Raw genomic sequence first — 24,074 nt, 5'->3', positions numbered from 1 at the left:
CCCCGGCGTGACCATCCGCTCACAGCGCGCGTGCCACGACCTTGGCCGGGCCGGAGTGCGCGGGGGCTCAGCGGGCAGGCCGTGCCGGAATGGGATGAAGTCGGCAGCGTCGTGCGGAGCCGAGCGCGCAGCTGACCGCCCCGCACCACGCAGAGCGGCCGGCCCCCGGTGGGTGGGGCCGGCCGCGGGTGCTTCCGGGGGAGTTACGGGGTGGAGCGGTAGGGGTTGGCGGTGGCGAAGGGGCTGGGGGTGCCGCCGTACGGGATGCTCACGTGGGGCACCTGGGCGTACGGGTCGGCGGGGTGCCCGCTCCCCGGCGGCGCGTCCTGCGGCTCATCCTGCTCGTGCCGCTCGTCCTGCGGCTCGACCGGGACGAGGTCGCGGGCCAGCAGGGTCGCACCTGCGACGGCGCCGGGCATCGCGAGCACGGTCACCAGCGGGACCAGGAACAGCAGGATCAGGGGGACGCCGAAGCCCAGTGCCAGCGGCAGCCGGCGGCGCAGCAGCCTGATCCGCTCGGCCTGCGGGACGCCGCGGCGCTGGAGCCCGACGGCGGTCAGCTCGACGGCGAGGAAGAAGCCCGACACACAGATGCCGATCACCGGCACCACCGTCTGCCCGATCAGCGGGATGAACCCGGCCGCGAACAGCACGACCCCGAAGGCGGCCACCCGCAGCAGCACGTACACGCTGTCGCGGGCGGCGATCCACAGCTCGCGCCAGAGCGGGATGCCGGGCTTGGCGGGCGCGCCGCCCTCGCTCTCGTCCACCCGCTCGCACAGCGACTCGTAGAAGGGCTGCCCGACCAGCAGTGTCACCGCGGTGAAGGAGATCAGGGCGATCAGCAGCCCGCCGCCGAAGACGGCCGCGGCGAGCGTCCCGCGCAGCAGCTCCCGCCAGGGTGAGCCCCAGTGGTCGGCGAAGGGGGTCGCCCAGGACGCCACGTCGTCCGCCTGCGCGCTGAGCGCGACCAGCGCCACCACGTATCCGACCAGGGTGATCAGGGCGGGGATCATGCCGAATCCCCACCAGCGGCCGTGCCGCGCCACCCACTTCTGGCCCTTGCCCAGATACCCCAGCCCCGCCACAAGATCTCGCATACCGCCGAGGGTAGGGGACCGCCCCCGGCCGGTCACATCGGGCCGGGGGCGGCGCACGCCCCGCGCCGCCGGGACGTGCTCCTGCCAACGCCCGCTGGCAGGGCGCAGCCCCTACTGCGCCCGGCCGCCGTCCACGACTCTCGGAGCTCCAGGCCTATCGAGGAGGAGCACGATGAGACGTCAACTCGGCCGCTGGTTCACGGTGGTGGCGAGCGTGGTGTTCGGCGTGGGGGCGATGGTGCTGCCGGCGCACTCGCAGCCGTCCCCCTCGCCGTCGGTGGTCGGCGGGACGCGCGCGGCGCAGGGCGAGTTCCCGTTCATGGTGCGGCTCTCCATGGGCTGCGGCGGCGCCCTGTACACCCGCCAGATCGTGCTGACCGCCGCGCACTGCGTCAACGGCACCGGCAACAACACCTCGATCACCGCCACGGTCGGCAACGTCGACCTCAACAGCAGCGGTGTCATCAAGGTGAAGTCGAAGTACGTGTACCAGTCGCCGTCCTTCACCGGCGCCGAGAACGGCAACGACTGGGCGCTGATCAAGCTGGCCTCGCCGATCAGCAGCAGCCTGGTCAGCACCCTGCCGGTCGCCACCAGCACGGCGTACGACAGCGGCACCTTCACCATCGCCGGCTGGGGAGCGGCCCGTGAGGGCGGCGGCCAGCAGCGCTACCTGCTCAAGGCGAGCGTGCCGTACGTCTCCGACTCGACCTGCGCCGGGGCCTACCCGGGCCTGGTGACCGCGGGCTCGCTGTGCGCCGGGTTCATGGACGCGGGCGGGGTGGACACCTGCCAGGGTGACTCCGGCGGCCCGATGTTCCGCCGGGACGGCGGGGGCAACTGGATCCAGGTCGGCATCACCAGCTGGGGCGACGGCTGCGCCCGGCCGGGCTACCCGGGCGTCTACACCCAGGTGAGCACCTATGCCGCGGCGATCGCGGCGGCGGCCGCCAGGCTCTGAACTGCGGCCCACCGGGCGGCGCCCCCTCCGGCAGGGGGCGCCGCCGTACGCGTTGGGCGGCCCGTACGCGTGGGCGGGCCGAGGGCGGGGCCGGCGCGGAGGGGCGAGCCGGCCGGGCGCAGCCCCGCCCCGTCAGGTGGCTGCCGCGAGGGGTGCGCGGCGGGCCGGCCGCCGGGCTGCCCCGCGGGTCGTGCGGCGGGCCAGCCAGCCGCGGGCCTGCCCGGCCTCCTGGGCGACCCGGCCGGCGGCGTCCGGGGGCAGCTCCGCCAGCGTCGCGGCGGCGGCCTCCGGTTCGCCCGCCCAGACGTACGCGCCGGCCAGTCGGGCGGTGACCAGCGCCAGGTCGTGCAGCAGTGCGGGCCGGTCCAGGCGCGTGGTGGCCGCCCGCAGCTGTGTCGCCGCGAGCCGGGCGACCCCACGGTGGCCGGTGCGGACGGCGAGGTCCCGGTGGCAGGTGCCGTACGCGACGGAGAGCACGGCGTCCGCCTCGCGCAGCCACGGGGTCGGCTCGCCGGCTTGGGCAGCGGTGCCGGCCAGCCGGGAGGCCTCCTCCAGGGCCCGCCGGACGGCCGGCTGCTCGCCGGCGAGGGCATGGCCGCGGGCCTGGGCCAGCGCGGCCCAGGCCTGGACGCCGGGTAGGCCGTCCGCTGCGGCGCGGGCGGCGCGGGCCAGCTCGACGGCGGCGCCCGCCTCCGCGCGGGACCAGTGCACCGAGCTGCGCCGGGCGAGCAGCGTGGCGGCGGTGGCGCGGTCCCCGGCCCGGGCCGCCAGGTCGTGGCCGTAGTCGTACCAGCCCAGGGCCTGTGCGTGGTCGGCGTTGTCGAAGCGGGCCCAGCCGGCCAGCTCGGCGTAGCGCGCGGTGAGGTTCAGCAGCGGGCCGAGTGTGGCGCGGGGTGCCTCGCGCTGCCACCCGGCGAGCGTACGGGTGTGGTACTCCAGCACCCCGACCAGGTCTCTGCCGCCGATCGCCGAGGCTGCCGCGCGGTACGCGGTGAGCAGCTGCTCCAGGGCCTCGACGGTGGCTGCGGCGGGCCGCCCGGGGGTGGCGAGCGTGGCGCGGGCGGGGCCGGCCAGCTGGGCGAGCCGCTGCCGTTCCTGCTCGACCAGGGGCCAGATGGCGGTCAGCTCGCCGTGTGTCAGAAGGAGCTCGTCGGCCCGGGCGGGCAGGCCGGGTGGTGGCCAGCGGCGGGCGTTCTCCACCCGGCTGATGAGCGAGTCGTCGTAGCCGAGTCGTCGGCCGAGTTCGGCCTGGCTCAGCCCGCGGGCCTCGCGCCAGTACCGGAGCCGGCGGCCGAACCGGGCGCGGGCGGAGGGGGGTGTGGGGGTGCGGAACAGCACGGAACCTCCCGTGTGTGGGGGACGGGGCCGCTTCGGAGCTTGGTGGGGGGTTGTCATGGACAGATATCCCCTTCGTTGCGCACATGTCAAACGAGGTCCGCTGTTCCCCGCCGACGTGCTGCCCGCCGGCTCGCCCGCCCGTCCGCCGAACCCGGGGCACGGCAGAGCCCCCGGCGTCGCGGAGCTGCGACGCCGGGGGCCCGGGAGGTGCGGGTGGCTCAGGCCGCCAGGGCGGCCGCGGCCTTGCGCCGGCGGTCGACCACGGCCGAGGCCGCCAGCACGATCGCCGCGGCGACCAGCGACAGGTACATCTGCTCGCGCCCGGACTCGTCGGTGAACATGTACGCCATCACGAAGCCGATCATCCCGATGGTCGCCCAGGTCAGGTAGGGGTACAGCCACATCCGGACGGTCAGCCGCTCGGGCGACTCGCGCTCGATGATCTTGCGCATCCGCAGCTGGGAGAAGCAGATCACCATCCAGACGAACAGCGCGACCGCGCCGGAGGAGTTCAGCAGGAAGGAGAAGACGGTGTCCGGGAACTTGTAGTTGAAGAACACCGCGATGAAGCCGAAGACCACCGAGGCCAGGATCGCGTTGCGCGGCACGCCGCGCTCGGTCACCTTCGCGAACGCCTTCGGCGCGTCGCCGCGCTGCCCGAGCGAGAACGCCATCCGGGAGGCGGTGTACATGCCGGAGTTGAGGCAGGACAGCACGGCCGTCAGCACGATCACGTCCATCACCTGGGCCGCGCCCGGGATGCCCACGTGCTCCAGCACCGCGACGTACGGGCTGCCCTTGACGGAGGCGGAGTCCCACGGCAGCAGGGTCACCACGATGGCGATCGAGCCCAGGTAGAACACGCCGATGCGCCAGATCACGCTGTTGGTCGCGCGGCTGACGGCCTTCTCCGGGTCGGCCGACTCGCCGGCCGCCAGGGTGACGATCTCGGAGCCCATGAAGGCGAACACGACGGTGAGCATTCCGGTGAACACCGCGCCGACGCCGTGCGGCAGGAAGCCGCCGTGCCCGGTGAGGTTGTCCGTGCCGACCGCGCTGGTGCCAGGCAGCAGGCCGAACACGGCCAGGCCGCCGACCACCAGGAAGGCGGCGATCGCCACCACCTTGATGCCGGCGAACCAGAACTCGAACTCACCGTACGAGGCGACCGAGAACAGGTTGGTGGCCGTCAGTACGGCCATCACCAGCAGGGCGAACGCCCACTGCGGCACGCCCGGGACCCAGTTGTTGAGGATCTTGGCGCCGGCGGTGGCCTCCACGGCCAGCACCACCACCCAGAAGAACCAGTACAGCCAGCCGATGCTGAAGCCGGCCCAGCGGCCGAGCGCCCGGTCCGCGTACGCGGAGAAGGAGCCGCTCTGCGGGTCCGCCGCGGCCATCTCGCCGAGCATCCGCATCACCATCACGACCAGTACCCCGGCCAGTGTGTACGAGAGCAGGATGCCGGGACCGGTGGAGGCGATGCCGGCGCCCGAGCCGACGAACAGGCCGGCGCCGATCACGCCGCCGATGGCGATCATCGACAGGTGGCGGTTCTTGAGTCCGGCCTGGAGGTGGCCGCTGTCCTGGGGACCGCTGCCCGGGGCCGCTGGGGGTGATGCGGCCTGGGTGGTGGTTTCCGCACGCATGTGGGGTTGCCTGTGCCTTTCCCGCGCGGCTTGCCCCTCGGGCTGTGGTACCCGGAGGGTGGGGACGGATCCGCGCAATGCGTGGCAACCTAACTTCTACTTACGAGTATCGGAACAGCAGACCTTCGGATGTCCGCTCAGCGGACACATAAGCCCAGGTCAGGGTGGATATTCTCGATTCCGTGAAAGCTCAAATCTGACCCAGTCTCACTCGCTCCGCCCCCTGGCGGGCACCTCCGCGCCGGCTGCTCATACTGTGGGGGTGATCATCGGTGTACTCCTCCTGCTCGTCGTTCTGACCGTGTTCGGGCTCACCCACTGGTACCTCTGGCGCCGGCTGGTGCGCGACGTCGCCGCGCCCGGCGGGCTGTGGCGCCGGGCCGGCACCGTGCTCGCCGTCCTGCTGCCGCTGCTCGCCCTCGGCGCCGTGCTCGGCGGCCGGGCGCTGCCGCTGGCCGCCGAGCGCTGGGTGGCCTGGCCGGGCTTCCTGTGGCTGGCGGTGCTGCTCTACCTCACGCTCGCGCTGCTGGTGGGCGAAGCCGTCCGGCCGCTGCTCAACCGGGTGCCGTCCCCGCGGCGCCGCATGCGGCCAGGTCCGGCGGCGACCGGTGGTTCCGGTGGTGCACGTGAGTACACCGAGCCTGCTGCGCCCGCCACGCCCACCGAGCCTGCTGCGCCCGCCACGCCCACCGAGCCTGCTGCGCCCGCCGCGCCTGCCGGGCCCACCGAGGCGGCGCCGGCCGCCGGGTTCGCCGCCCCGCGCTCGCCCGAGCGGCGCCTGTTCGTCGCCCGCGCGGTCGCGATCGGCGCCGGCGGCGCGGCCGCGGCAGTGGTCGGCAACGGCATGTACGGGGTGCTGCGCGGCCCGAAGGTCAAGCAGGTCACCGTGCCGCTGGCGAAGCTGCCCGCCCGGGCCCACGGCTACCGGATCGCCGTGGTCAGCGACATCCACCTCGGGCCGATCCTCGGCCGCGCCCACACCCAGCGGATCGTCGACACCATCAACGCCGCCCGGCCCGATCTGGTGACGATCGTCGGCGACCTGGTCGACGGCACCGTCCCCGAGCTCGGCCCGGCCGCCGAACCACTGGCCCGGCTGCGCGCCCGCGACGGTTCCTTCTTCGTCACGGGCAACCACGAGTACTTCTCCGGCGCGGCGCCCTGGGTCGACTTCGTGCGCTCGCTGGGCGTGCACCCGCTGCGCAACGAGCGGGTCGAGCTGGCCGGCTTCGACCTGGCCGGGGTGAACGACCTGGCCGGCACCTCGGAGGGGGACGGCCCGGACTTCGAGAAGGCACTCGGCGACCGGGACCGCACCCGCACCTCCGTCCTGCTCTCCCACCAGCCGGTGACCATTCACGACGCGGTCCGCCACGGCGTGGATCTCCAGCTCTCCGGTCACACCCACGGTGGCCAGCTCTGGCCGGGCAACTACCTGGCCGCGCTGGCCAATCCGACCGTCGCCGGGTTGGAGCGCTACGGCGACACCCAGCTCTACGTCACCCGCGGCGCCGGCGCCTGGGGCCCGCCCGTCCGGGTCGGCGCCCCCTCCGACATCACCATCGTCACGCTGGCCTCGCCGCACGCCTGACCGGCTGCGGCGCCGACCCGAGGCGGCCCGGCGCCGCACGGCTCAGGCGTTCGTGCCCCGGCTGACTGCCCGGCTCAGGTGCCGTGGGCCGCCCGGGGGCCGGGGGCGACCAGCCCGCTCTCCCACGCCCAGGCCGCGACGGCGACCCGGTTGCGGACCTTCAGCTTGGCCTGGATGTTGGCGAGGTGGGTCTTCGCCGTACCCGCCGAGATGAAGAGCTCCGCCCCGATCTCGGCATTGGTGCAGCCCCGGGCGACCAGTCGGGCGATCTCCGCCTCCCGATCGGTCAGCGGCCCGCCGGCGCCCACGGGCCGCGCGCGTCCCGGCTGGACGGAGCTCGGCCGGGCAGCGCCGGGCTGTACGGGGCCGGGCCGCACGGGGCTCGGCTCGGCCGGGTCGGAGAGCCGGTGCAGCAGGCGGACGGTGATCTGAGGGCTGATCAGCGCGTCCCCGGCCATCGCAGCCCTGACCCCCTCGATCAGCAGCGCCGGGCCGGAGCGCTTCAGCAGGAACCCGCAGGCGCCGTTGCGCAGCGCGGTGTGGACGTACTCGTCGAGATCGAAGGTCGTGACGACCACGACGCGGGTCGGCTCCTCGGCGCCGGGCCCCGCGAGCAGTCGGGTCAGTTCCAGCCCGTCCAGCCGGGGCATCCGGATGTCGGCCAGCACGACGTCCGGCCGCAGGCGCCGGGCCAGCTCCAAGGCGGTGGCCCCGTCGGCGGCCTCGCCCACGACGGTCATGTCCGGCTGGGAGTCGAGGATCAGCCGGAAGCCGCTGCGGACGTCGTCCTGGTCGTCTGCCAGCAGAATGCGTGTCGTCACACTGTTGATCATGCCTTCCCGGCGGGGCCGGCCGCCGGGAATTCGGCGAGTACCTGCCAGCCCCCCTCGTACGGCCCGGCGGACAGCGTCCCGCCGGCCGCCCGCACTCGTTCGCCCAGCCCGGCCAGGCCGCGTCCGCCGTGCCCCTCCCGGCGCCGTCCGCCGCCCCGGCCGGGCGGGGCGGAGCCGGCGTCGTTGCGCACCCGCAGCTCGACCGTGCGGCCGCCGCGGGCGGTGCGGACGCCGGCCAGCTCGACCTCGACGAGGGCCGCGTTCGGCGCGTGCCGGCGGACGTTGGTCAGAGCCTCCACCACCACCCGGTACGCCGTCGAGCCGGTGTCCCGGGAGAGTGCTCCGCCGGCGTCCGGCGCGATGCCGAGCCGGGCCTCGGTACGCCCGGCCGCGGTGAACCGCTGGATCAGGGCGGGCAGTTCGTAGACCCCGGGCAGCGGGGCGACGCCCTGTGGGGTGGCGGCGCGATCCCTGTCGTGGTCCCCGTCGTCCCCGTCGTTGCCGTCCTCCTCCGGCTGGTGCAGCATCGCCACCATCCGGTCCATCGAGGCCAGCGCGCTCAACCCGGCCTGCTCGATGCGCTCCAACGCCGGCACCGCCTGCCGTGGGTCCGACTCGGCGACGAACCGGGCCGCCTGTGCCTGCACCACGATCCCGCTGATGTCGTGGGCGACGAAGTCGTGCAGATCCCGGGCGAGTTCGAGCTGCTGGGCCCGCCGGATCCCGGCTACCAGCCGGCGTTGGCGCTGCTGCGCCAGCCGGAGGTAGCCGCCGGTCCCGGCCGCCGCCAGCGCGGGCAGCGACCAGAACACCGCGGCGCCCGTCCGTTCCAGCAGTGAGGCGGACGGGACCAGTGGCAGCGTCCAGAACGCCACGGCCGCAATGGTGGCGAGCCCGGCCGGGACGGCCTGGCGGGCCGGTGCCCAGCGGGTGGTCACGGCGAGCGGCACCAGCAGCAGTCCGACCTCGATGAGCTTCCAGTACTTCCAGGACGAGCCACCGGACTCCGCGACATCCGCCGCAGACGTACCGACGAAGGTGGTCAGCAGTGAGAGGGCGCCGACCACCAGGGCCGGGCGGGCGAGGCGCCGGCGGGAGCGCGGTGGGCCGAGCGCCGCCCACACGGCCAGCGCGATCGCCGCGAGCGCCGAGGCGTGGCCCGGCCGCCACTGCCCGGACCGGAGTCCGTCGGCCGCCATCGCGGCCGCTCCGACCGCGGCCGCCGTCACGGCCGCTGCGGCGGCGCCGATCTCACGACGCGTCAAGCGCCGGTGGCCAGAGGTGTTCACGTTCGTTGTCGGCACCCGGCCGATCCTACGGAAGGCCCGCCCGGCGAGACGCTCTGCCGAACGGCAGAGAGCGGGCTGCGCAGCGCCGGTCACGATCTGCCGAACGGCAGATGGCCGGGCTCCGGCCTCCCGGGCGAGGCTTGGTACAGCACCGCAGGAGAGGCCATCGAGGCCACACAGCAAGGGAGTTCGACATGGCAGGCAGTTCCGTGACCCGCCGCCGCAAGACCGTCGCCGCGCTCGCCGCCGCAGCCGCGCTCGCCGCACTCGGCGGGGTCGGCGCCTCGGCCGCCACCCCCGAGGGGGCGGACCGCAGGCCTCCGGCCAAGGTCGCGAGCGTGAGCGGCTCGGCGCGGATCTTCTTCACCTACTCCCCGGACGACGACATCCGCTTCAGCTTCGACGCGCAGGCCGTTCCCTTCTCCAAGCCCCTCCCGGACGCGCCCCAGGGCCTGCCCACCGACGCCCGGGGCATCGTGCGGATCTCGCACTGGGTGGCCGCGCTGAACAAGACGGTGACCGCCGAGGCGGACGTCGACTGCCTGGTGACCGGCGCCCGGACCGCGACCTTCACCGCGATCGTCAACCGGGCGGACCCCGAGGTCGCGGAGTGGGTGGGGCAGCGGCGGGGCTTCAGCGTCTATGACGGTGACGACCGGGACCGCTCGGGCCGCGATCGTGACCGGTTCGGATTCTCCTGGGGCGTGGCGAACACGGACACCGACGAGAAGGGTGAGCCCGTCATGGGACGAGTGGGCACCTGTATGGCGCCGGCGCCGTTCGCCCCGGTCCTGGAGGGGGGCTTCACCGTCCACCACACCGAGCTGCCCCCGCAGCCGACGGCCGCCGCGCGGGGGTGACGGCCGGCCGCCGGGCGGGGCACCGGTCAGCGTGCCCGGAGGCCGAGCAGGGTGATCCGCGGCTGCCGGGTCGCCCGGCCGGTCAGCCGGGCGGCGAGGATGCGCGGGATGTCGCTCTCCTGCGAGTAGCCGGGCACCACCGTCACCTCGGCCTGGCGCACGCCCGCCGACCCGGCCACGGCGTAGGTGACCAGGTACGTGGTCCGCTCGGGCGGCGGGGCGCCCGTGCCCGGCGCCCGCCTGCTGTGACCGGTCATCGCGTACCTCCGGGACGGTGGCCGCTGGTCCGGCCCGCCGTCCTCCCATTCTCCCGCGTCACCCGGCCCCCTGCCCCGACCCGCCTGCCTCGACCCGCCGTGGCCGTCGCGGCCCGGGGCGGAGCAGGTGGCCGAACGGGTGAACCCCGGGCACAGTGGAGAGACCGGCCAGGCAGTCGCCGGCGCCGGCCCGAGGCCGACCCGGGGGCGAGACCTGGACCCGGAGCGCGGAGCGCGGAGGCGATGGAGATGGACCGGCGGGTCGGGAACGACAGGGGCCGCGGTGGCCTGCTGTACCGAGTCCGGACGGCGCTGGCCGGGGTCGGGAACACCGAGGTGGTTCTGCTGCTGGGTCTCTCCCTGGGCCTGGGGGCGGTCGGGGCCCAGGTGGCGTCGCTGCCCGTGCTGGTGGTCTTCAGCGTGGTGTGGGGCGTCACGGTGGTCGCGCTGGTCGGCCTGGCCCTGCGCTGGATCGGAGCCTCGGCCGACCGCAGCCGGCAGCGGGCGAGCAGCCACCCGGCCTGAGCCGTCGCCGGCGCCCGCGCCCGTACTCCGCGCTCGCCCGCCACTCGTGCGCGGCCGTGTCCGTCCTCGGTGCACGCTCCGTCGTTGCGTACCGTCAGAGCGGTGATCATCCGGCCCCTGACGGTGTGACAAGGAGAGCGGTCCCGTGGAACGCAAGTGGTGGACCCTGATCGCCGTCTCCGTCGCGACCTTCATGCTCCTACTCGACATCACGGTCGTCAACGTCGCGCTGCCCTCGATCCGGGCCGACCTGAACGCCAGCTTCACCGACCTCCAGTGGGTGTTCGACGCGTACACCCTCACCCTGGCGGCGCTGGTGCTGACGGCGGGTTCGCTCGCCGACCGGCTCGGCCGCCGTCGCACCTTCGTCGCCGGGCTGCTGATCTTCTCCGTCGCCTCGCTGCTCTGCGCCCTCGCGCCGGACCCGACCTTCCTCAACCTCTCCCGCGCGCTCCAGGGCGTCGGCGGCGCGGTGATGTTCGCGGTGTCGTTGGCCCTGGTCGCACAGGAGTTCACGGCCGGCCGTGAGCGCGGTACGGCGATGGGCGTCTACGGGGCGACGATCGGTGTCGCGGTGGCCGTCGGTCCGCTGATCGGGGGTGTGCTCACGGACTCGCTCGGCTGGGAGTCGATCTTCTACCTCAATGTGCCGATCGGGGTGGCCGCGATCGCCGTCACCTACCTGAAGCTGCGGGAGAGCCGCGACCCGAACGCGACGCGGGTCGACTGGCCCGGGGTCGCGACGTTCAGCATCGCGCTGTTCCTGCTGGTGCTGGCACTCATCCGCGGTAACACCGAGGGCTGGGGAAGCGCCCTGATCGTCTCGCTGTTCGTCGGGTCGGCGCTCCTGCTGGCGGCCTTCGTCGTGGTCGAGCTCCGGGTCGCCGAGCCGATGCTCCCGCTGGGGCTGTTCCGTCGGCACGCGTTCACCGGCGTACAGCTGGCGGCCTTCGCCGTCTCCAGCTCGCTCTTCGCGCTGTTCCTCTACCTGACGCTGTACCTGCAGAACTACCTCGGCCTGTCGCCCCTCGCGGCCGGCGTGCGCTACCTGCCGGTGACGGCGCTCAGCTTCCTCGTGGCGCCGATCGCCGGTGTGCTGCTCTCCCGGGTCCAGGCGCGGGCGATGCTCGCCGTGGGCCTGGCCGGCATCGGCGTCGGTCTGTTGCTGATGGCCGGCATCGCGGCGGACGACGAGTGGACCACCCTGCTCAGCGGCTTCCTGGTCACGGGCGCCGGCGTGGGCCTGATCAACCCGGTGATCGCGGACGTGGCGGTGAGCGTGGTGCCCAAGGAGCGCAGCGGGATGGCGGCCGGCATCAACGACACGTTCCGGCAGGTCGGCATCGCCGTCGGGATCGCCGTCTGGGGCGCGATCTTCGTCGGCCGCGGCGCCGACCGGGTACGCGAACTGACGGCGGGAACGGCGGCCTCGGCCGGTGCCCGCCCGCGCGAGCTGATCGAGGCAGCCTCCTCGGGCAGCCTGCCCGAGGTGCTGGCCGCCGTCCCCGCCGAGGGCCGGCAGCAGGTCGCGGACGCGGCCCGGGAGGGATTCCTCTCCGGGCTCAACACCGTGCTGGTGCTCGGCGGGGTGATCAGCCTGGTCGGGGCGGCGCTGGCGCTGTGGCTGGTCCGGGAGAGCGAGATCGACCGGGAGGCGCCGGAGCCCGAGCCGGCCACCGTCTGACCTGCGCCCGGTCCCTCCCCCGTCCCCCGCCGGCGGCCCCGCACGTCACGCCGCGGGCACCTGCCGGTCCGGGCCCGGCCGGTCCAGGTCCCTGCTCTGCCGGTCCACGCTCTGCCGGGGTACGGCGTCCCGGTCGCGCCGACGGCGGGCCAGCGTCTCCACGACGCTCGCCGCCCGCCGGTGCTCGGGCAGCTCCGGCAGGTGCACCCGGCCCCGCGCCGCCTGGTCCCGGAGCGCCTGTGCGAGCGCGGCCGGCGTCAGCGGCCACGGCGCGAGGCCGGCCCGGGCCAGGGTGGCGGCGTTGGCCCGCCCGTGCCCGGACAGCACCTCGTAGCTCACCGCCGGCAGGCCCGCGACCAGCGCCTCGGTGAGCGAGAGGCCGCCCGCGTTGTGCACCAGTACGTCGGCGGCCGCCATCAGCCGCGGCACATCCTCACGCCAGCCCAGCGCGACGACGCCGGGCAGCCGTTCGACCCGTCGCCGCAGCCGGTCGTTGCGCCCGCAGAGCACCACCGGCGCGGTGCCCTCCGCCGCGCGCAGCGCGTGGACCCCGGCCATCACGTGGCCCAGCCCCATCGACCCCGTCATCAGCAGCGCCAGCCGCTCGGAGGACGGCACCCCGAGCTCGCGGCGCAGCGCCGATCGGCCGGCCTCGTCGAGCGGTTCGGCGAAGGCGGCGGGAGCCAGCGGGCCGGCCGCCGTCATCGGCACCCCGTACCGGACGGTGCCCTCCTGGGCGGTGGCCTCGGTGACGGTCAGGTGCACGTCGATGCCCGGGTGCACCCAGAGCCGGTGCGGCGCCGGGTCGGTCAGGTAGCAGACCGCGGGCGCCGTCAGCACGCCGTCCTCCTTGAGCATGCCCAGGCTCTGCGCGGCGAACGGGAAGGTGGTCACGACGACGTCGTACCCCTCGCCGACCCAGTTCGCGAGCTCCCGGGCGGCCCGCCGGCACAGGCCCAGGGTGAGCGTGCGAACCACGGAGTCCCGCTCCTGGCAGCGGAACAGCCAGTCGAACACGCCCGGCGTCCGGCCGGCGCTGAAGGTGTAGCCGTCCCGCAGCAGGCGCTGGTACCGGCGAGGCAGGGCGTCCAGGTAGTCGCGGTAGCCGACCTCCAGGCAGCGCGCCTCCAGCCGGCGGACCAGCTCGGTGGCGGCTCCGTTGTGGCCGGCTCCGACGCTGCCCGTGATCACCAGGACGCGGGGCGGCCGCAGGGTGGCGGCGGGCTGCGGTCGCGCCGAGGAGGCACGCGTGAGGGTGGACGGGGCGGCCTGCTCAAGGAGGTTCATCGTCTTCCGCTCGACCTCGGTAACGGGAGCCGATCGGCGTGGGGAGGGCGCCGACCGGTGCGGCGCAGTGCCGACATGTCATGCGAAGTAGCCCTGCCGGCCGGTGAGTTCACCGGCGGGCGGGCGTCCTGGAGGTACCGTAGGAGATCCCGGCGAGGCCCCCCACCCACGTGCGTGAGCAGCAACCGGCCACCGGGTGAACATCGCCCGGCGGCGCCCCGGCAGGCCGCCACGCCAGGCCCGGCGAGCCGCCACGCCCGCCCCCGTGGGAGTCGGCCGCTACGCCTGCCCCACCCACACCGTGGTGACGTTGCAGAACTCCCGGATGCCGTGCCCGGACAGCTCCCGCCCGAAGCCGGAGCGCTTGATGCCGCCGAACGGCAGCGCCGGATGCGAGGCCGTCATCCCGTTGAAGAAGACCCCGCCGGCCTCGATGTCCCGTACGCACCGCTGCTGCTCGGCCGGGTTGGTCGTCCAGACGTTGGAACTGAGCCCGAACGGCGTGTCGTTGGCGCGGGCCAGCGCCTCGTCCAGGTCCGCCACCCGGTACACGGTGGCGACCGGGCCGAAGGTCTCCTCGGTGTGGATGCGCATCGCCGGCGTGATCGCGGAGAGCACCGTCGGTTCGTAGTACCAGCCGCCGTCCAGGCCCTCCGGCCTCCGGCCGCCGCACTCCACCCTGGCGCCGTGCGAGCGCGCGTCGGCGACCAGCGACTCCAGGTCGTCCCGCCCCTGCCGGCTGGCGAGCGGCCCGACGTCGGTCTGCTCGTCCATCGGATCGCCCACCCGCAGCGCCCGCATCGCTTCGGTGAAGCCCGTCAGGAAGGGCGCGTACACGTCCGCGTGCACGATGAAGCGCTTGGCGGCGATACAGGACTGACCGTTGTTCTGGGCCCGCGCCTTGACCGCGGTACGGACGGCCGCCTCCAGGTCCGCGCTGGGCAGCACCACGAACGGGTCGCTGCCGCCCAGCTCCAGTACCGACTTCTTCACCTCGTCGGCCGCCGCCGAGGCCACCGCCCGCCCGGCCGGCTCGCTGCCGGTCAGCGTCACCGCCGCCACCCGGCGGTCCCGCACCACGCCCTCCACCGCGCCGGATCCGATCAGCAGGGTCTGGAAGCAGCCGACCGGGAACCCGGCCCGGCGGAAGAGGTCCTCCAGTGCCAGGGCCGTCCGGGGGACGTTGGAGGCGTGCTTGAGCAGCCCGACGTTCCCGGCCATCAGCGCCGGCGCCGCGAAGCGGATCACCTGCCAGAACGGGAAGTTCCACGGCATCACGGCCAGCACCACGCCCAGCGGGCGGTAGCGGACGTACGCGGCGCTCGCCCCGGCGTCCGCGACGTCGCCCGGCGCCGGGTGCTCGTCCGCGAGCAGTCCGGGGGCGCGGTCGGCGTACCAGCGCATCGCCTTGGCGCACTTCGCGGCCTCGGCCCTGGCCGCGGTCAGCGGCTTGCCCATCTCCTCGGTCATGGTGCGGGCGAGCGCCTCGCGGTCCTCGTCCAGCAGGTCGGCGGCCCGGTGCAGCAGCTCGGCGCGCCGCTCGAAGCCGGTGGTCCGGTACTGGCGGTAGGCGCTCTCCGCCCGGGCGAGGCGTAGCTCCAGCCCGTCGCGGTCCAGCGGCTCGAAGGTCTGCAGCGTCTCGCCGGTCGCGGGGTTGACACTGGCGATGGGCATGATGGCTCCCGGGGGCTCGTCCGATACGTCCACCCTGCTACCGATCGCCGCCGGTGGCGCGCCGGAGCCCGCCGTCCCGGGGAGACGGCGAGCGGTGGCTGCCCGGGCGGCCGTCCGGGCCCGGTTGTTCGGGCCCGGCGTCCGTGGGCCCGGCTGTTCCGGCCCGGCTACTCGGGCAGCGACGTGGCGCGCGCGGCCGCCTCGCGGGCGCGGGCCCCGGCCCTGGTGCGTGCCGCGGTGACCTGCCGGTGCGGGAAGCGGTGCAGGTACTCCGCCTCCAGTTGCCCGGTACGCAGGGTGTGCCGTTGCAGCGCGTCCTCGGAGCCGTAGAGGAAGGTCTCGTGCCTGGTGCGGTGGAGCTGTTCCAGCTCGTGCAGCAGCACGTCGTTGTCCAGGGCGTGCGGGGAGATGCCCTCCGGCTTGGAGCGCGGGACGTCAGAGTGCTGCATGGCCGTTGCCTCCTCGGTGGTACCGCCCCCCTGGTCCTTCTCGTCCACTGTCCACCCGGGGTCGCCCGCGCGCCAGGAATCCGGCCGGCCCCGCGCGCCGGGAACACCGCGCCGGGCCCCGTGTCCGGGCCCGGGCCGGCGGGCGACGGGTGTGCGGGCCGGTGCGCCGATCGGGTGCGATCGCGCCGCCGGGGCCGGTGGCGCACGGCGACCGGGTATCCGAGTGCCAGTCAGAACTCCCCACGACGGACGGTGGCCGGTGCTCAGGGATCTGCTCGCGCGCCTGGAGCTGCCGGCCGTCATGGCGCGGCACGATCCCAGCGTTGTCCGGGCCGCCTACTCGGCGGTCAACGCGAGCGTCGCGCTGGCGGTGATGGCCGTCCTCGCGCACGTCAGCCACGCGCCGTTCCTCTTCCCCTCACTCGGTGCGACCGCCTTCGTGATCTTCTACACCCCCACCGCGCGGGTGGCCTCGCCCCGCAACACCGTCTGCGGCCACCTGATCGGCGTACTGGCCGGCTACCTCGCGCTCACCCTCACCGGCCTGCGGCACACCCGCCCGGACGTCGACGACGTCACCGGGCCCCGGATCGCGGCCGCGGCCATCGCCCTCGGCGTGACCTGCGCGGTCATGGCCCTGCTGGGCGTGGCGAACCCGGCTGCGGCCTCGACGGCCCTCATCGTCGCGACGGGGCTGCTGCGCACGCCGGCGCAGCTGGTCACCGTGCTGGCCGCAGTCGTCCTGCTGGTCGCCCAGGGGCTGCTGGTCAACCGCCTGGCGGGCCTGGACTACCCGTGGTGGCGGGCGCCGCCCGGCGCTGCCTGAGCAGCCCACCCGCCCCGCCCGCGCCCGAGCCTCCACGCCCCGCCGGCTTTGCCCGGATCCGCCGACGGTCACGCTCAGCGCCGGCGGATCCGGGCGGCCAGCAGGGCGATGTCGTCCTCGGCGGCGTGCGGGGTCAGACCGTGCAGCACGCTGTCCAGCAGATCGTCCAGATCGCCCGCGGCCGGCAGCCGGAGTCCGGCCAGCCGGGCGAGCGAGACGTCGATGTCCTCGCCGCGCCGCTCCACCAGGCCGTCGGTGTAGAGCAGCAGCACCTGCTCCGGGTTCAGCTCGTGGATCGCCTGCTCGTGGCCGCCGAAGCCGGTGCCCAGCGGCGGGCCGGTCGGAATCTCGACCAGCTCGTTGGCGCGGTCGGCGGTGATGAGCACCGGCGGCAGGTGGCCGGCGCTGGAGAAGGTCCAGCGGTGCCGGGCCGGGTCGGCGAGCGCCAGCAGGCAGGTCGCGGGCCGGGCGGCCTCGTTCTCGCAGATCAGCGCGTCGAGCTGGCGCAGGATCCGGTGCGGCGGCAGGTCCATCCCGGCGACGTACCGGAGCATCGAGCGGTAGTTGCTCATGTCGACGGCCGCCTCCACGCCGTGGCCCATCACGTCGCCCATCACCAGCAGCGTGCGCCCGAACGGCAGCCGGACGCTCTCGTACCAGTCCCCGCCGACCACCGAGCTGGTGCCGGAGGGCAGGTAGCGGGAGGCGAGCTCCAGGTTGGGGTGCGGATTGCCGGGCTCGGCCAGCAGCGCGCGCTGGAGCTCCAGCGCGATGCCCTGCGAGCGGGTGTAGCGCCGCGCGTTGTCGATGCCGATCGCGGCCCGGGCGGCCAGGTTCCCGATCAGCAGGACGTCCTCCTCCGTGAACCCCGGGCCGGACCCGTGGCCCCGGGCCAGCGTCATCGCACCGATCAGCTGACCGCGCGCGGCCAGCGGCACGGTCAGGACCGCCTCCAGGCCCGCGGCCCGGTACGCGGCGAGGCTCTTGGCGTCCTCGGCCGGGCCGCCCGGCTGCTCGCCGGAGCGCAGGTCCGTCAGTACCGGCCGGCCCGTCTCCAGGCTGCGGGCGGTGGCGGAGCCCGCCCGGTGGCGGACCGACTCGCCGGCCCGCGCGAACGCCCCGATGCGCGGACGCAGCTCCGGCGTGCAGGCCACCGCCGTCCGCCGTAACCGGGGCAGGCCCCGGGCGCGCCCGCCGCCGTGGCCCGCGGTCTCGGACGGCAGCACGTCCACGATCGTCAGCTCGGCCAGCCGTGGCACGGTGAACTCGGCCAGCTCGGCGCAGGTGGTGTCGGTGTCCAGGGTGGTGCCGATCCGGTCGGCGGCCTCGTCCAGCAGCGCCAGCCGGTGCCGGGCGCGCTCCAGCTCCGGGAGCAGGTCGGCGTCCGTGGGCCCGGCGGCCACCACGACCAGGCCGGCCACCCGTCCGGCCAGCTCCAGTCGGCCCGCCTCCAGCCGTATGCCCGCCCCCAGCCGTACGCCCGCCGGGTCGCCGCCCGTGGCCGGCCAGGCCGGGTGCAGCACCCGGGGCCGGCCGTCGGCGAGGACCGCGCGCAGGGTGGCCGAGGCCTCGGCGGGCGGTGTCGCGGCAGCCTCCCGCCCGAGCAGATCGCCGGGGCGCAGCCCGGTCGCCCGGGCGAAGGCCGGGTTCACATAGCGCCAGTGCAGCTGCGGGTCGAGCAGGGCGATACCGGCCGGGGCGGCGGTCAGCACCGCGCGCAGCAGCCCGCCACTGTCGATCGCCATGGCGGCCGCTGCCGCGTCGATCAGAGCGTCGGCGGCGTCCCGGCCAGAAGCCTCGGGGTGCACCGCTTCCTCCTCGTGCCGCCCGGAACCGCTCAGTCTCCAGGATCACGCCAGTTCGTGTGGGCCGCATCGTCCCATACGCGTCCCGGCGGACGCACCGGGATTCGGGGCGGCCGGGCCCGCCCCGCCGGGCCGGGCCCGGACGGCCGCTGCGTGCGCCGGCGGTGGGTCGGGCGCATGGTGGATGCATGGGTGTGATCGTGGTGCTTGAGCTCCGGGAGCCGTTGGACGCTCAGATCATCAGGGTGGGTGAGGAGCCGGTCGACCAGCTGTCCGTGCGACTGGTCCACGCGGCGGCGGCGGACCCGGACATCCCGGCGGACCCGGGCCCGGTGACGGCCTGCGGGCTGGACACGGCCAGCATGATCGTCGAGCCGTGGCAGCCGCCGGGGCCGGGCGTGCGCTGGTATCCGCCGCGCTGGTCGGGGCTGATCTGTACCGCCTGCGACGGTGCGATGCGCTCGGGCTGAGGGGCCGCGGCCTCCGGCGCCGTACCGCCCGGAGCCGCCCCGGCCGCCCTCGGCCCGTCTCGGCTGTCCGGGTGAGCCGCCGGCCGGACGGCGGCGAGGCGGCCGCTCGCGCGCGGCGCGGGTGTCCCACCATCGGTGGGACACCCCCTTCCCGAGGAGCCGACGGCCATGCTGGAACGTACCCGCCGCAAGAACTCCACCGAGGTCACCTTCGTACTGCCCGCCGACCACCCGTGCGGCGAGGTCAGCGTCGTCGGGGACTTCAACGACTGGCGCCCCGGCGTCCACCCGCTGACCGAGCGCGAGGACGGCACCCGGGCCGTCACCGTCTCGATGCCCGCCGAGCAGCGGGTGCAGTTCCGCTACCTCGCGCACGGCGACTACTGGTTCGACGAGACGGGCGCCGACGGTCACGACGGCCGCAACGGATACCTGCACACCTGATACCGCCCACCGGTGGTCGGTACCGGACGTGAGCGCCCCGGAGGCGAGCGGGTGCCCGAGGAGCACGTCCCGGCACCCGTGACGGACGGGGAGCCGGCCGCGATGAACGAAGCCCCGAAGGCCCCGCCGAAGACCGGCAGTCCGTCCCCCGCGACCCCGGGCTGATGCTCCGGCCGTGCCCGGCCCGCCTCTCGGCGGGCCGGGCAGCGGCGCGTCAGAGCAGGGTGCTCCAGTAGTACCAGAAGCGGTTGAGGATCAGCAGGGCGATGACGGCGGCCCACAGCGCGGGGACGGCCCAGTGGTAGCGGGCCAGCTCCCGGACGGCCGGCCGTAGGCGGGCCGGTACGGGGATCGCGCCGCTGCGCAGGTTCTGCAGGGTGGTGTACCAGAACAGCGGGATCATCGCCGCCCAGACCACCATGCAGAACGGGCAGAGCGCGCCGATCTCGTACAGCGCCTGCGTCATCAGCCAGGTCACGAACCCGATGCCGAACAGTGTCCCCAGCTGGAGCCCCAGCCAGAACCAGCGCCGGTAGCGGGCTCCGGCGAGCAGGCCGGCGCCCACCGCGAGCACCACGGCGAAGCCGGCCAGCCCGAGCAGGGAGTTGGGGAAGCCGAAGGCCTCGGCCTGCTCGCTGCGCATCACCGAGCCGCAGCTGATGATCGGGTTGATGTTGCAGTTGGGGATGTACGAGGGGTCCTTGAGCAGCCTGATCTTGTCGAGCGTCAGCACGGACGAGGCGGCCAGCCCGAGCGCGCCCGTGATCAGCAGCAGGACGGCGTAGGCGCGGCTCGCACCGATCGTCCGGCTCGCGTCGGCCCCGCGGTCGGCGACGGTCATCCGATCGCCTGCTTCACCAGGGTGGTGAACTGCTCGGGCGTGACCGCGGCGCCGTTGCCGAACACCTCCAGCTTCTTGCCGTCGAGCTTCACGGTGGGGGTGCCGGTGACGCCGCTGGAGTCGAAGGCGGTGGCGACCTTGGCGGCCCAGGGGGCGTAGGTGCCCTCGGTGACGGCTTTGGTGAAGGCGTCGGTCTTCAGGCCGGGCACCTTGTCGGCGAGGGTGAGCATGTGGTTGACGTCGCCGAAGGCGTCCTCGCGCTCGTCGGGCTGGTTGGCGTAGAGCACGTCGTGGAACTGCTTGAACTTGTCGACGCCCTCGTTGAGCGCGGCGCCGGCGGCGGCCAGCGCAGTCCGGGACCCCTTGCCGCCCAGGCCCTTGTCGAGGAAGGTCGCCAGGTGGTACTCGATCTTGTACGTGCCGTCGTCCGCGAGGGCCTGCATCGCCTTGCCGTCGGTCGTCTCCAGCTGCCCGCAGTACGGACAGCGGAAGTCCTCGAAGACCTGGAGGGTGTGCGGGGCGTCGGCCTTGCCGTAGACGACCACGGTGCCGTCCGGGCCGGACGCGTTGGCCGGGACGACCAGCGGGCCGTCGGCCTGCGCGCCGGCGCCGCCGTCGGCGCCACCGATCGCCAGGGCCACGCCCGCCGCGAGGGCGAGCACGGCGGCCGAGGCCGCGCCGACGACCGTGCGGCGGCGGATCCGGGCGGAGCGCTCGGCGCGCCGGCGCTCATCGTGCAGGCGCTCGGTGGCCGCGCGCCGGCCGGTGGTGGTGCTGCCGGTGTTCTTGCCGTTCTTGCTGTTCTTGCTCATGGGAGGGTTCGTCCTGTGCTCGGTCGGAGGTCGGCGGGGCGCGCACGGGCGCGCGGCGGTCCGGCCGCTGAGAGACGGGTGGTCCCCGGGACTCTCAGGCTGCCGGTACGAGCACGGGCGGACCGCGCCGTACGGCCGGGCCGAGCAGGACGTCCTGGGCGGGGATCCGCTGCCGGCTGGCACGGGGGATCGGCACCCGGGCCGGCGCCCGCGCCAGGGCGGGCGCGGCGAGCAGCAGCAGCCGGCCGGCGGCCGGGAGGAAGGAGTGCAGGAACTCACGCAGCGTGCGCATCGCCTCGCCGAGGCCGCGCAGCGCGGCGTCGGCGGTGCGCAGCCAGTACGCGGCGAGCAGGCCGACGGCGAGGTGCGCCAGCAGGAGCAGCAGGCCGCCGAGCGGCGCCGGGACGGCGGGCGGGGTGTGACCCTGGTGGCCCAGCAGGAAGCCGCCGATCGACCCGGCACGGCAGACCAACGGCTCGAAGCCGTGCAGCGCGGAGGCCGCTCCGGCGGGGGAGCAGGTGGCCTGGGCCAGGTCGAACAGCACGCTGAGCGCCAGCTGGAGCGGGAGGAGGAGCGCCGCGATCCGGCGCAGACTCCGCGCGGAGCCGGCCAGTGCCAGTGCGAGGGCGAAGACCGCGACGGCCGCGACGGCCAGCACCGTGACCGGCAGTGGACGGCCGGTGAGCAGCACCTGGCCGAGCGCGGCCAACAGCACGACCAGCGCGGCGAACACGGCCGCGCGCAGCGTCCGGGCGGCCTGGCTGTCGCTCATGCCCTCCGAGTCTGCCACAGTTCACATGCGAACCATCGTGCTGCGCCGGCCCTGTGAGGATGGACACCTTCGGACCTCGCTGCCTCTGCCAGGGCCGCCCCGCTCAGGGCTGCGCCTCGACGACGCTCTTGAACAGCTCCAGGTCGGCCCGCACGGCCCGCTCGATCGCCCCCGCCTGCGCGAAGCCCCTGGGCCCGCCGAACGTCTCCCGCACGGTGTCGGGGTCGTACTCCAGCCGGATCTGCACCCGGGTGTGCTCGGGGTCCAGCTCCAACAGTGCGAAGGCACCCTTCAGGTCCGGCCCGCCGAGGGTGCGCCAGGCCATCACCCGGCCCCGGCCGAGGTCGGTGATCTCGGTCTCGAAGTCCTGCTCGCCGTCGCCCGTCGCCACGTCGAGGTGGGCGTGGCGCCTGCCGTGGGTTGAGGCGTTCCGGACGCCGTCCACGAACAGCGGGTAGTCGTCGACGCGGTGCAGTTCCTCCCAGACCGCGCCGGCCGGGGCGTTGATGTCGATCTGCTCCTCCAGCGTGCTCATGCCTCCAGGCTGCTCCGCGGCTCCCCGCCCGGCAAGCACCGGCCCGCAGGCCCGACCCGGCCGACCCGGTGGGCTGCATCGGCCCGGGGACTGCGGGAGACTTGCTGACATGCCGGAGCTTCCCGAGGTCGAGGCCCTCCGTACCTTCCTCACCGACCGCCTGGCCGGGCACAAGATCGCCCGGGTCCACCCGGTCGCGGTGAGCGCCCTGAAGACCTATGACCCTCCGCTGACCGCTCTGGAGGGCCGGACGGTCGACGCGGTGGCCCGGCGCGGCAAGTTCCTGGACGCCTCCGCCGAGGGCCTTCACCTGGTGGTCCACCTGGCCAGGGCGGGCTGGCTGCGCTGGCGGGAGAATCTGACCGACGTCCCGCCGAAGCCGGGCAAGGGGCCGCTCGCGCTGCGGGTCTCGCTCGCCGACCCGCCGGGCGCGGGGTTCGACCTGACCGAGGCCGGTACCAAGAAGGGCCTCGCGGTGTACTGCGTGCGTGACCCGGCCGAGGTGCCCGGCATCGCCCGGCTGGGGCCGGAGCCGCTCGATGCGGCGTTCACCCGGGAGGTCTTCGCGGGGCTGCTGCGCGGCGAGCGGCGCCGGCTAAAAGGGGTACTGCGCGACCAGAGCGTGATCGCGGGGGTGGGCAACGCCTACTCGGACGAGGTGCTCCACGCGGCACGGATGTCGCCGTACAAGCTGGCGGCGAGCCTGTCCGAGGAGGAGGCCACCCGGCTGTACGAGGCGCTCGGCAGCACGCTGCGCGAAGCGATCGAGCGCTCGCGCGGGCTCGCCGCCGGGGAGCTGAAGGCCGAGAAGAAGAGCGGCCTGCGGGTGCACGGCCGGGCCGGCCAGCCGTGCCCCGTCTGCGGTGACACGGTGCGGGAGGTGTCCTTCAGCGACTCGGCGCTGCAGTACTGCCCGACCTGCCAGACGGGCGGCAAGCCGCTGGCGGACCGCAGGCTCTCCCGGCTGCTGAAGTAGCGCGGGCCGCGCGCCGGGGGTGGGTGCGGCCGCCGGGTGGGCGGGCGCGGCCGGCGTCCCGCAGGGGACGGCACCCTGCCGGCACCCCGCCCGGATGCCCCCGGACCCCGCCGGGTGCGGCCCGTACCGGCACGCGGCCGGCGGCCGCCTACTTCTTGCGGGCCACGCCGCCCCAGTAGTACGCGGCCTTCGGGTCGGCCGAAGGCTCGCCGTCCGGATGCCAGGCGAGGATGGGGGAGAGCCCGGGCTCCAGCAGTTCCCAGCCGTCGAAGAACCGGGCGACCTCCTCCTCGGTGCGCGGCACCAGGGTCATACCGCCGTGCTCGGCGGCCGCGACGACCTGCCCGACCGCCTCCGGGTCGAAGTCCTGGGTGGGGTGGGAGAGCGCGATGCAGCTGCCGGAGGGGAGCGCGTCGCGCAGCTCGGCGACCCGGGTCCAGGGGTCGTCCTGGTCGGCGATCAGCATCAGGACGGCGATCAGCAGCAGGCCCACCGGCTGGTCGAGGTCCAGGGTGGCGGTCAGCGCGGGGTCGGCCAGGATCGCGGCGCTGTCGCGCAGATCGGCGTGGATGTAGGTGGTGCGCCCGGCCTCGTCGCTGACCATCAGGGCGCGGGCGTGGGCCAGCACGATCGGGTCGTTGTCCACGTACACCACCCGGGTGTCGGGGTTGACCGCCTGGGCGATGTCGTGGGTGTTCGGGGAGGTCGGGATGCCGGTGCCGAGGTCCAGGAACTGGCGGATTCCCTGCTTCTCGGCCAGGTGGTGGACGGCACGCGCCTGGAAGGCCCGGTTGGCCTTGGCCATCTCGCGGATGCTCGGCACCGCCTGCTCGATGGCCTCGGCCATGGCCCGGTCGGGGGCGAAGTTGGTCTTCCCACCGATCCAGTAGTCGTACACCCGTGCGGAGTGCGGGGCGCTGGTGTCGACGCCGAACCGCTCCCAGTCGCTCCGGCCGCCCGGCTCGCTTCCGGCCCGCTCGGCAGGGTCATGACTTGTCGTCACAGTCGCCTCCTCTGAATGCACATCATCACACTGACGGGTCAGGGTAGCGGTGCCGAGTGGCCGACGGTCGCCGGAGCGGGGGCTGGGGGTGCA

General features: G+C 74.6%; 24 protein-coding genes. 9 read left to right on the top strand and 15 right to left on the bottom strand.

The annotated features are described in order from the left end of the window. Positions 1-203 precede the first annotated feature (203 nt). The gene (locus tag ACIBH3_RS27455) at positions 204-1,100 is read right to left on the bottom strand and encodes an EI24 domain-containing protein (RefSeq protein ID WP_396314763.1); all 897 of its coding nucleotides are present in this window, start codon (positions 1,098-1,100) and stop codon (positions 204-206) included. Positions 1,101-1,272: 172 nt separating this feature from the next. Here ACIBH3_RS27455 and ACIBH3_RS27450 point away from each other — a divergent pair, with 172 nt between their 5' ends. Further along, positions 1,273-2,061 carry a S1 family peptidase gene (locus ACIBH3_RS27450; protein ID WP_396314762.1) on the top strand — a complete coding sequence of 263 codons (789 nt, stop codon included), beginning with the start codon at positions 1,273-1,275 and terminating at the stop codon, positions 2,059-2,061. A 132-nt stretch (positions 2,062-2,193) separates the two neighbouring features. Here the strand turns inward: ACIBH3_RS27450 and ACIBH3_RS27445 are convergent, their stop codons facing one another. Together ACIBH3_RS27445 and ACIBH3_RS27440 are read right to left on the bottom strand one after the other, a co-directional pair. Beyond that, a complete protein-coding gene (locus ACIBH3_RS27445; protein ID WP_396314761.1) occupies positions 2,194-3,399 on the bottom strand; it encodes a helix-turn-helix domain-containing protein in 1,206 nt (401 codons plus the stop codon). Positions 3,400-3,617: 218 nt separating this feature from the next. Beyond that, on the bottom strand, positions 3,618-5,048 hold the full coding sequence (locus ACIBH3_RS27440; protein ID WP_396314760.1) for an amino acid permease: 1,431 nt from the start codon (positions 5,046-5,048) through the stop codon (positions 3,618-3,620). A 256-nt stretch (positions 5,049-5,304) separates the two neighbouring features. On the opposite strand from ACIBH3_RS27440, the gene ACIBH3_RS27435 reads away from it, so the two are divergent. Then, positions 5,305-6,639: a metallophosphoesterase gene (locus tag ACIBH3_RS27435; protein WP_396314759.1), complete on the top strand. Its 1,335-nt coding sequence runs from the start codon at positions 5,305-5,307 to the stop codon at positions 6,637-6,639. Between the two features lie 74 nt (positions 6,640-6,713). On the opposite strand, the gene ACIBH3_RS27430 is transcribed toward ACIBH3_RS27435, so the two are convergent. Next, the gene (locus ACIBH3_RS27430) at positions 6,714-7,472 is read right to left on the bottom strand and encodes a response regulator (protein ID WP_396314758.1); all 759 of its coding nucleotides are present in this window, start codon (positions 7,470-7,472) and stop codon (positions 6,714-6,716) included. Then, complete coding sequence (locus tag ACIBH3_RS27425; protein WP_396314757.1) at positions 7,469-8,776, bottom strand: sensor histidine kinase; 1,308 nt, start codon at positions 8,774-8,776, stop codon at positions 7,469-7,471. Before ACIBH3_RS27425 ends, ACIBH3_RS27430 begins: the two co-directional genes overlap by 4 nt. A 179-nt stretch (positions 8,777-8,955) precedes the next feature. Here ACIBH3_RS27425 and ACIBH3_RS27420 point away from each other — a divergent pair, with 179 nt between their 5' ends. Continuing rightward, a complete protein-coding gene (locus tag ACIBH3_RS27420) occupies positions 8,956-9,621 on the top strand; it encodes a hypothetical protein (protein WP_396314756.1) in 666 nt (221 codons plus the stop codon). A gap of 26 nt (positions 9,622-9,647) precedes the next feature. On the opposite strand, the gene ACIBH3_RS27415 is transcribed toward ACIBH3_RS27420, so the two are convergent. After that, entirely contained in the window at positions 9,648-9,878 is a 231-nt protein-coding gene (locus ACIBH3_RS27415) for a hypothetical protein (protein ID WP_396314755.1), read from the bottom strand. Positions 9,879-10,121: 243 nt separating this feature from the next. Here ACIBH3_RS27415 and ACIBH3_RS27410 point away from each other — a divergent pair, with 243 nt between their 5' ends. Both ACIBH3_RS27410 and ACIBH3_RS27405 read left to right on the top strand, forming a co-directional pair. Next, positions 10,122-10,403, top strand: coding sequence for a hypothetical protein (locus ACIBH3_RS27410; RefSeq protein WP_396314754.1), 282 nt, complete (start codon positions 10,122-10,124; stop codon positions 10,401-10,403). Between the two features lie 145 nt (positions 10,404-10,548). Further along, positions 10,549-12,087 carry an MFS transporter gene (locus ACIBH3_RS27405; protein WP_396314753.1) on the top strand — a complete coding sequence of 513 codons (1,539 nt, stop codon included), beginning with the start codon at positions 10,549-10,551 and terminating at the stop codon, positions 12,085-12,087. A 45-nt stretch (positions 12,088-12,132) separates the two neighbouring features. On the opposite strand, the gene ACIBH3_RS27400 is transcribed toward ACIBH3_RS27405, so the two are convergent. The 3 genes from ACIBH3_RS27400 to ACIBH3_RS27390 all read right to left on the bottom strand — a co-directional run bounded on the left by ACIBH3_RS27400 (position 12,133) and on the right by ACIBH3_RS27390 (position 15,497). After that, positions 12,133-13,374 carry a glycosyltransferase gene (locus ACIBH3_RS27400; RefSeq protein ID WP_396314752.1) on the bottom strand — a complete coding sequence of 414 codons (1,242 nt, stop codon included), beginning with the start codon at positions 13,372-13,374 and terminating at the stop codon, positions 12,133-12,135. A gap of 279 nt (positions 13,375-13,653) precedes the next feature. Continuing rightward, positions 13,654-15,048: an NADP-dependent succinic semialdehyde dehydrogenase gene (locus ACIBH3_RS27395; protein WP_396314751.1), complete on the bottom strand. Its 1,395-nt coding sequence runs from the start codon at positions 15,046-15,048 to the stop codon at positions 13,654-13,656. Between the two features lie 167 nt (positions 15,049-15,215). Further along, positions 15,216-15,497: a DUF6158 family protein gene (locus tag ACIBH3_RS27390; protein ID WP_396314750.1), complete on the bottom strand. Its 282-nt coding sequence runs from the start codon at positions 15,495-15,497 to the stop codon at positions 15,216-15,218. Between the two features lie 259 nt (positions 15,498-15,756). On the opposite strand from ACIBH3_RS27390, the gene ACIBH3_RS27385 reads away from it, so the two are divergent. Continuing rightward, positions 15,757-16,323 carry an HPP family protein gene (locus ACIBH3_RS27385; RefSeq protein WP_396314749.1) on the top strand — a complete coding sequence of 189 codons (567 nt, stop codon included), beginning with the start codon at positions 15,757-15,759 and terminating at the stop codon, positions 16,321-16,323. A gap of 74 nt (positions 16,324-16,397) precedes the next feature. On the opposite strand, the gene ACIBH3_RS27380 is transcribed toward ACIBH3_RS27385, so the two are convergent. After that, complete coding sequence (locus tag ACIBH3_RS27380) at positions 16,398-18,131, bottom strand: SpoIIE family protein phosphatase (RefSeq protein WP_396314748.1); 1,734 nt, start codon at positions 18,129-18,131, stop codon at positions 16,398-16,400. Positions 18,132-18,316: 185 nt separating this feature from the next. Between ACIBH3_RS27380 and ACIBH3_RS27375 the strand changes: the two genes are divergently transcribed. Together ACIBH3_RS27375 and ACIBH3_RS27370 are read left to right on the top strand one after the other, a co-directional pair. Continuing rightward, entirely contained in the window at positions 18,317-18,598 is a 282-nt protein-coding gene (locus ACIBH3_RS27375; protein WP_396314747.1) for a hypothetical protein, read from the top strand. A 168-nt stretch (positions 18,599-18,766) separates the two neighbouring features. Next, positions 18,767-19,042, top strand: coding sequence for an isoamylase early set domain-containing protein (locus ACIBH3_RS27370; protein WP_396314746.1), 276 nt, complete (start codon positions 18,767-18,769; stop codon positions 19,040-19,042). 214 nt (positions 19,043-19,256) lie between these two features. Here the strand turns inward: ACIBH3_RS27370 and ACIBH3_RS27365 are convergent, their stop codons facing one another. The 4 genes from ACIBH3_RS27365 to ACIBH3_RS27350 all read right to left on the bottom strand — a co-directional run bounded on the left by ACIBH3_RS27365 (position 19,257) and on the right by ACIBH3_RS27350 (position 22,002). Beyond that, positions 19,257-19,883: a vitamin K epoxide reductase family protein gene (locus tag ACIBH3_RS27365; protein ID WP_396314745.1), complete on the bottom strand. Its 627-nt coding sequence runs from the start codon at positions 19,881-19,883 to the stop codon at positions 19,257-19,259. After that, positions 19,880-20,695 carry a DsbA family protein gene (locus ACIBH3_RS27360; protein ID WP_396314744.1) on the bottom strand — a complete coding sequence of 272 codons (816 nt, stop codon included), beginning with the start codon at positions 20,693-20,695 and terminating at the stop codon, positions 19,880-19,882. Before ACIBH3_RS27360 ends, ACIBH3_RS27365 begins: the two co-directional genes overlap by 4 nt. Positions 20,696-20,789: 94 nt before the next feature. Continuing rightward, complete coding sequence (locus tag ACIBH3_RS27355; protein WP_396314743.1) at positions 20,790-21,467, bottom strand: hypothetical protein; 678 nt, start codon at positions 21,465-21,467, stop codon at positions 20,790-20,792. A 103-nt stretch (positions 21,468-21,570) separates the two neighbouring features. After that, complete coding sequence (locus tag ACIBH3_RS27350; protein ID WP_396314742.1) at positions 21,571-22,002, bottom strand: SRPBCC family protein; 432 nt, start codon at positions 22,000-22,002, stop codon at positions 21,571-21,573. Between the two features lie 109 nt (positions 22,003-22,111). On the opposite strand from ACIBH3_RS27350, the gene ACIBH3_RS27345 reads away from it, so the two are divergent. Further along, a complete protein-coding gene (locus ACIBH3_RS27345) occupies positions 22,112-22,978 on the top strand; it encodes an Fpg/Nei family DNA glycosylase (protein ID WP_396314741.1) in 867 nt (288 codons plus the stop codon). A gap of 148 nt (positions 22,979-23,126) precedes the next feature. On the opposite strand, the gene ACIBH3_RS27340 is transcribed toward ACIBH3_RS27345, so the two are convergent. After that, positions 23,127-23,981 carry an SAM-dependent methyltransferase gene (locus ACIBH3_RS27340; protein ID WP_396314740.1) on the bottom strand — a complete coding sequence of 285 codons (855 nt, stop codon included), beginning with the start codon at positions 23,979-23,981 and terminating at the stop codon, positions 23,127-23,129. Positions 23,982-24,074: the final 93 nt, after the last annotated feature.

The organism is Kitasatospora sp. NPDC050543 (genome assembly GCF_044457565.1).
GTDB lineage: Bacteria > Actinomycetota > Actinomycetes > Streptomycetales > Streptomycetaceae > Kitasatospora.
Note: the sequence above shows the minus strand (reverse complement) of the source record. Positions and strands in the feature narration are given on the sequence as shown.

Coding starts and splice junctions, on each gene's coding strand:
- ACIBH3_RS27390 (WP_396314750.1), bottom strand. CDS start 15,497: ATGCAGCACTCTGACGTCCCGCGCTCCAAGCCGGAGGGCATCTCCCCG.
- ACIBH3_RS27450 (WP_396314762.1), top strand. CDS start 1,273: ATGAGACGTCAACTCGGCCGCTGGTTCACGGTGGTGGCGAGCGTGGTG.
- ACIBH3_RS27430 (WP_396314758.1), bottom strand. CDS start 7,472: ATGATCAACAGTGTGACGACACGCATTCTGCTGGCAGACGACCAGGAC.
- ACIBH3_RS27455 (WP_396314763.1), bottom strand. CDS start 1,100: ATGCGAGATCTTGTGGCGGGGCTGGGGTATCTGGGCAAGGGCCAGAAG.
- ACIBH3_RS27370 (WP_396314746.1), top strand. CDS start 18,767: ATGCTGGAACGTACCCGCCGCAAGAACTCCACCGAGGTCACCTTCGTA.
- ACIBH3_RS27375 (WP_396314747.1), top strand. CDS start 18,317: ATGGGTGTGATCGTGGTGCTTGAGCTCCGGGAGCCGTTGGACGCTCAG.
- ACIBH3_RS27355 (WP_396314743.1), bottom strand. CDS start 21,467: ATGAGCGACAGCCAGGCCGCCCGGACGCTGCGCGCGGCCGTGTTCGCC.
- ACIBH3_RS27350 (WP_396314742.1), bottom strand. CDS start 22,002: ATGAGCACGCTGGAGGAGCAGATCGACATCAACGCCCCGGCCGGCGCG.
- ACIBH3_RS27395 (WP_396314751.1), bottom strand. CDS start 15,048: ATGCCCATCGCCAGTGTCAACCCCGCGACCGGCGAGACGCTGCAGACC.
- ACIBH3_RS27360 (WP_396314744.1), bottom strand. CDS start 20,695: ATGAGCAAGAACAGCAAGAACGGCAAGAACACCGGCAGCACCACCACC.
- ACIBH3_RS27415 (WP_396314755.1), bottom strand. CDS start 9,878: ATGACCGGTCACAGCAGGCGGGCGCCGGGCACGGGCGCCCCGCCGCCC.
- ACIBH3_RS27365 (WP_396314745.1), bottom strand. CDS start 19,883: ATGACCGTCGCCGACCGCGGGGCCGACGCGAGCCGGACGATCGGTGCG.
- ACIBH3_RS27420 (WP_396314756.1), top strand. CDS start 8,956: ATGGCAGGCAGTTCCGTGACCCGCCGCCGCAAGACCGTCGCCGCGCTC.
- ACIBH3_RS27345 (WP_396314741.1), top strand. CDS start 22,112: ATGCCGGAGCTTCCCGAGGTCGAGGCCCTCCGTACCTTCCTCACCGAC.
- ACIBH3_RS27440 (WP_396314760.1), bottom strand. CDS start 5,048: ATGCGTGCGGAAACCACCACCCAGGCCGCATCACCCCCAGCGGCCCCG.
- ACIBH3_RS27400 (WP_396314752.1), bottom strand. CDS start 13,374: ATGAACCTCCTTGAGCAGGCCGCCCCGTCCACCCTCACGCGTGCCTCC.
- ACIBH3_RS27410 (WP_396314754.1), top strand. CDS start 10,122: ATGGAGATGGACCGGCGGGTCGGGAACGACAGGGGCCGCGGTGGCCTG.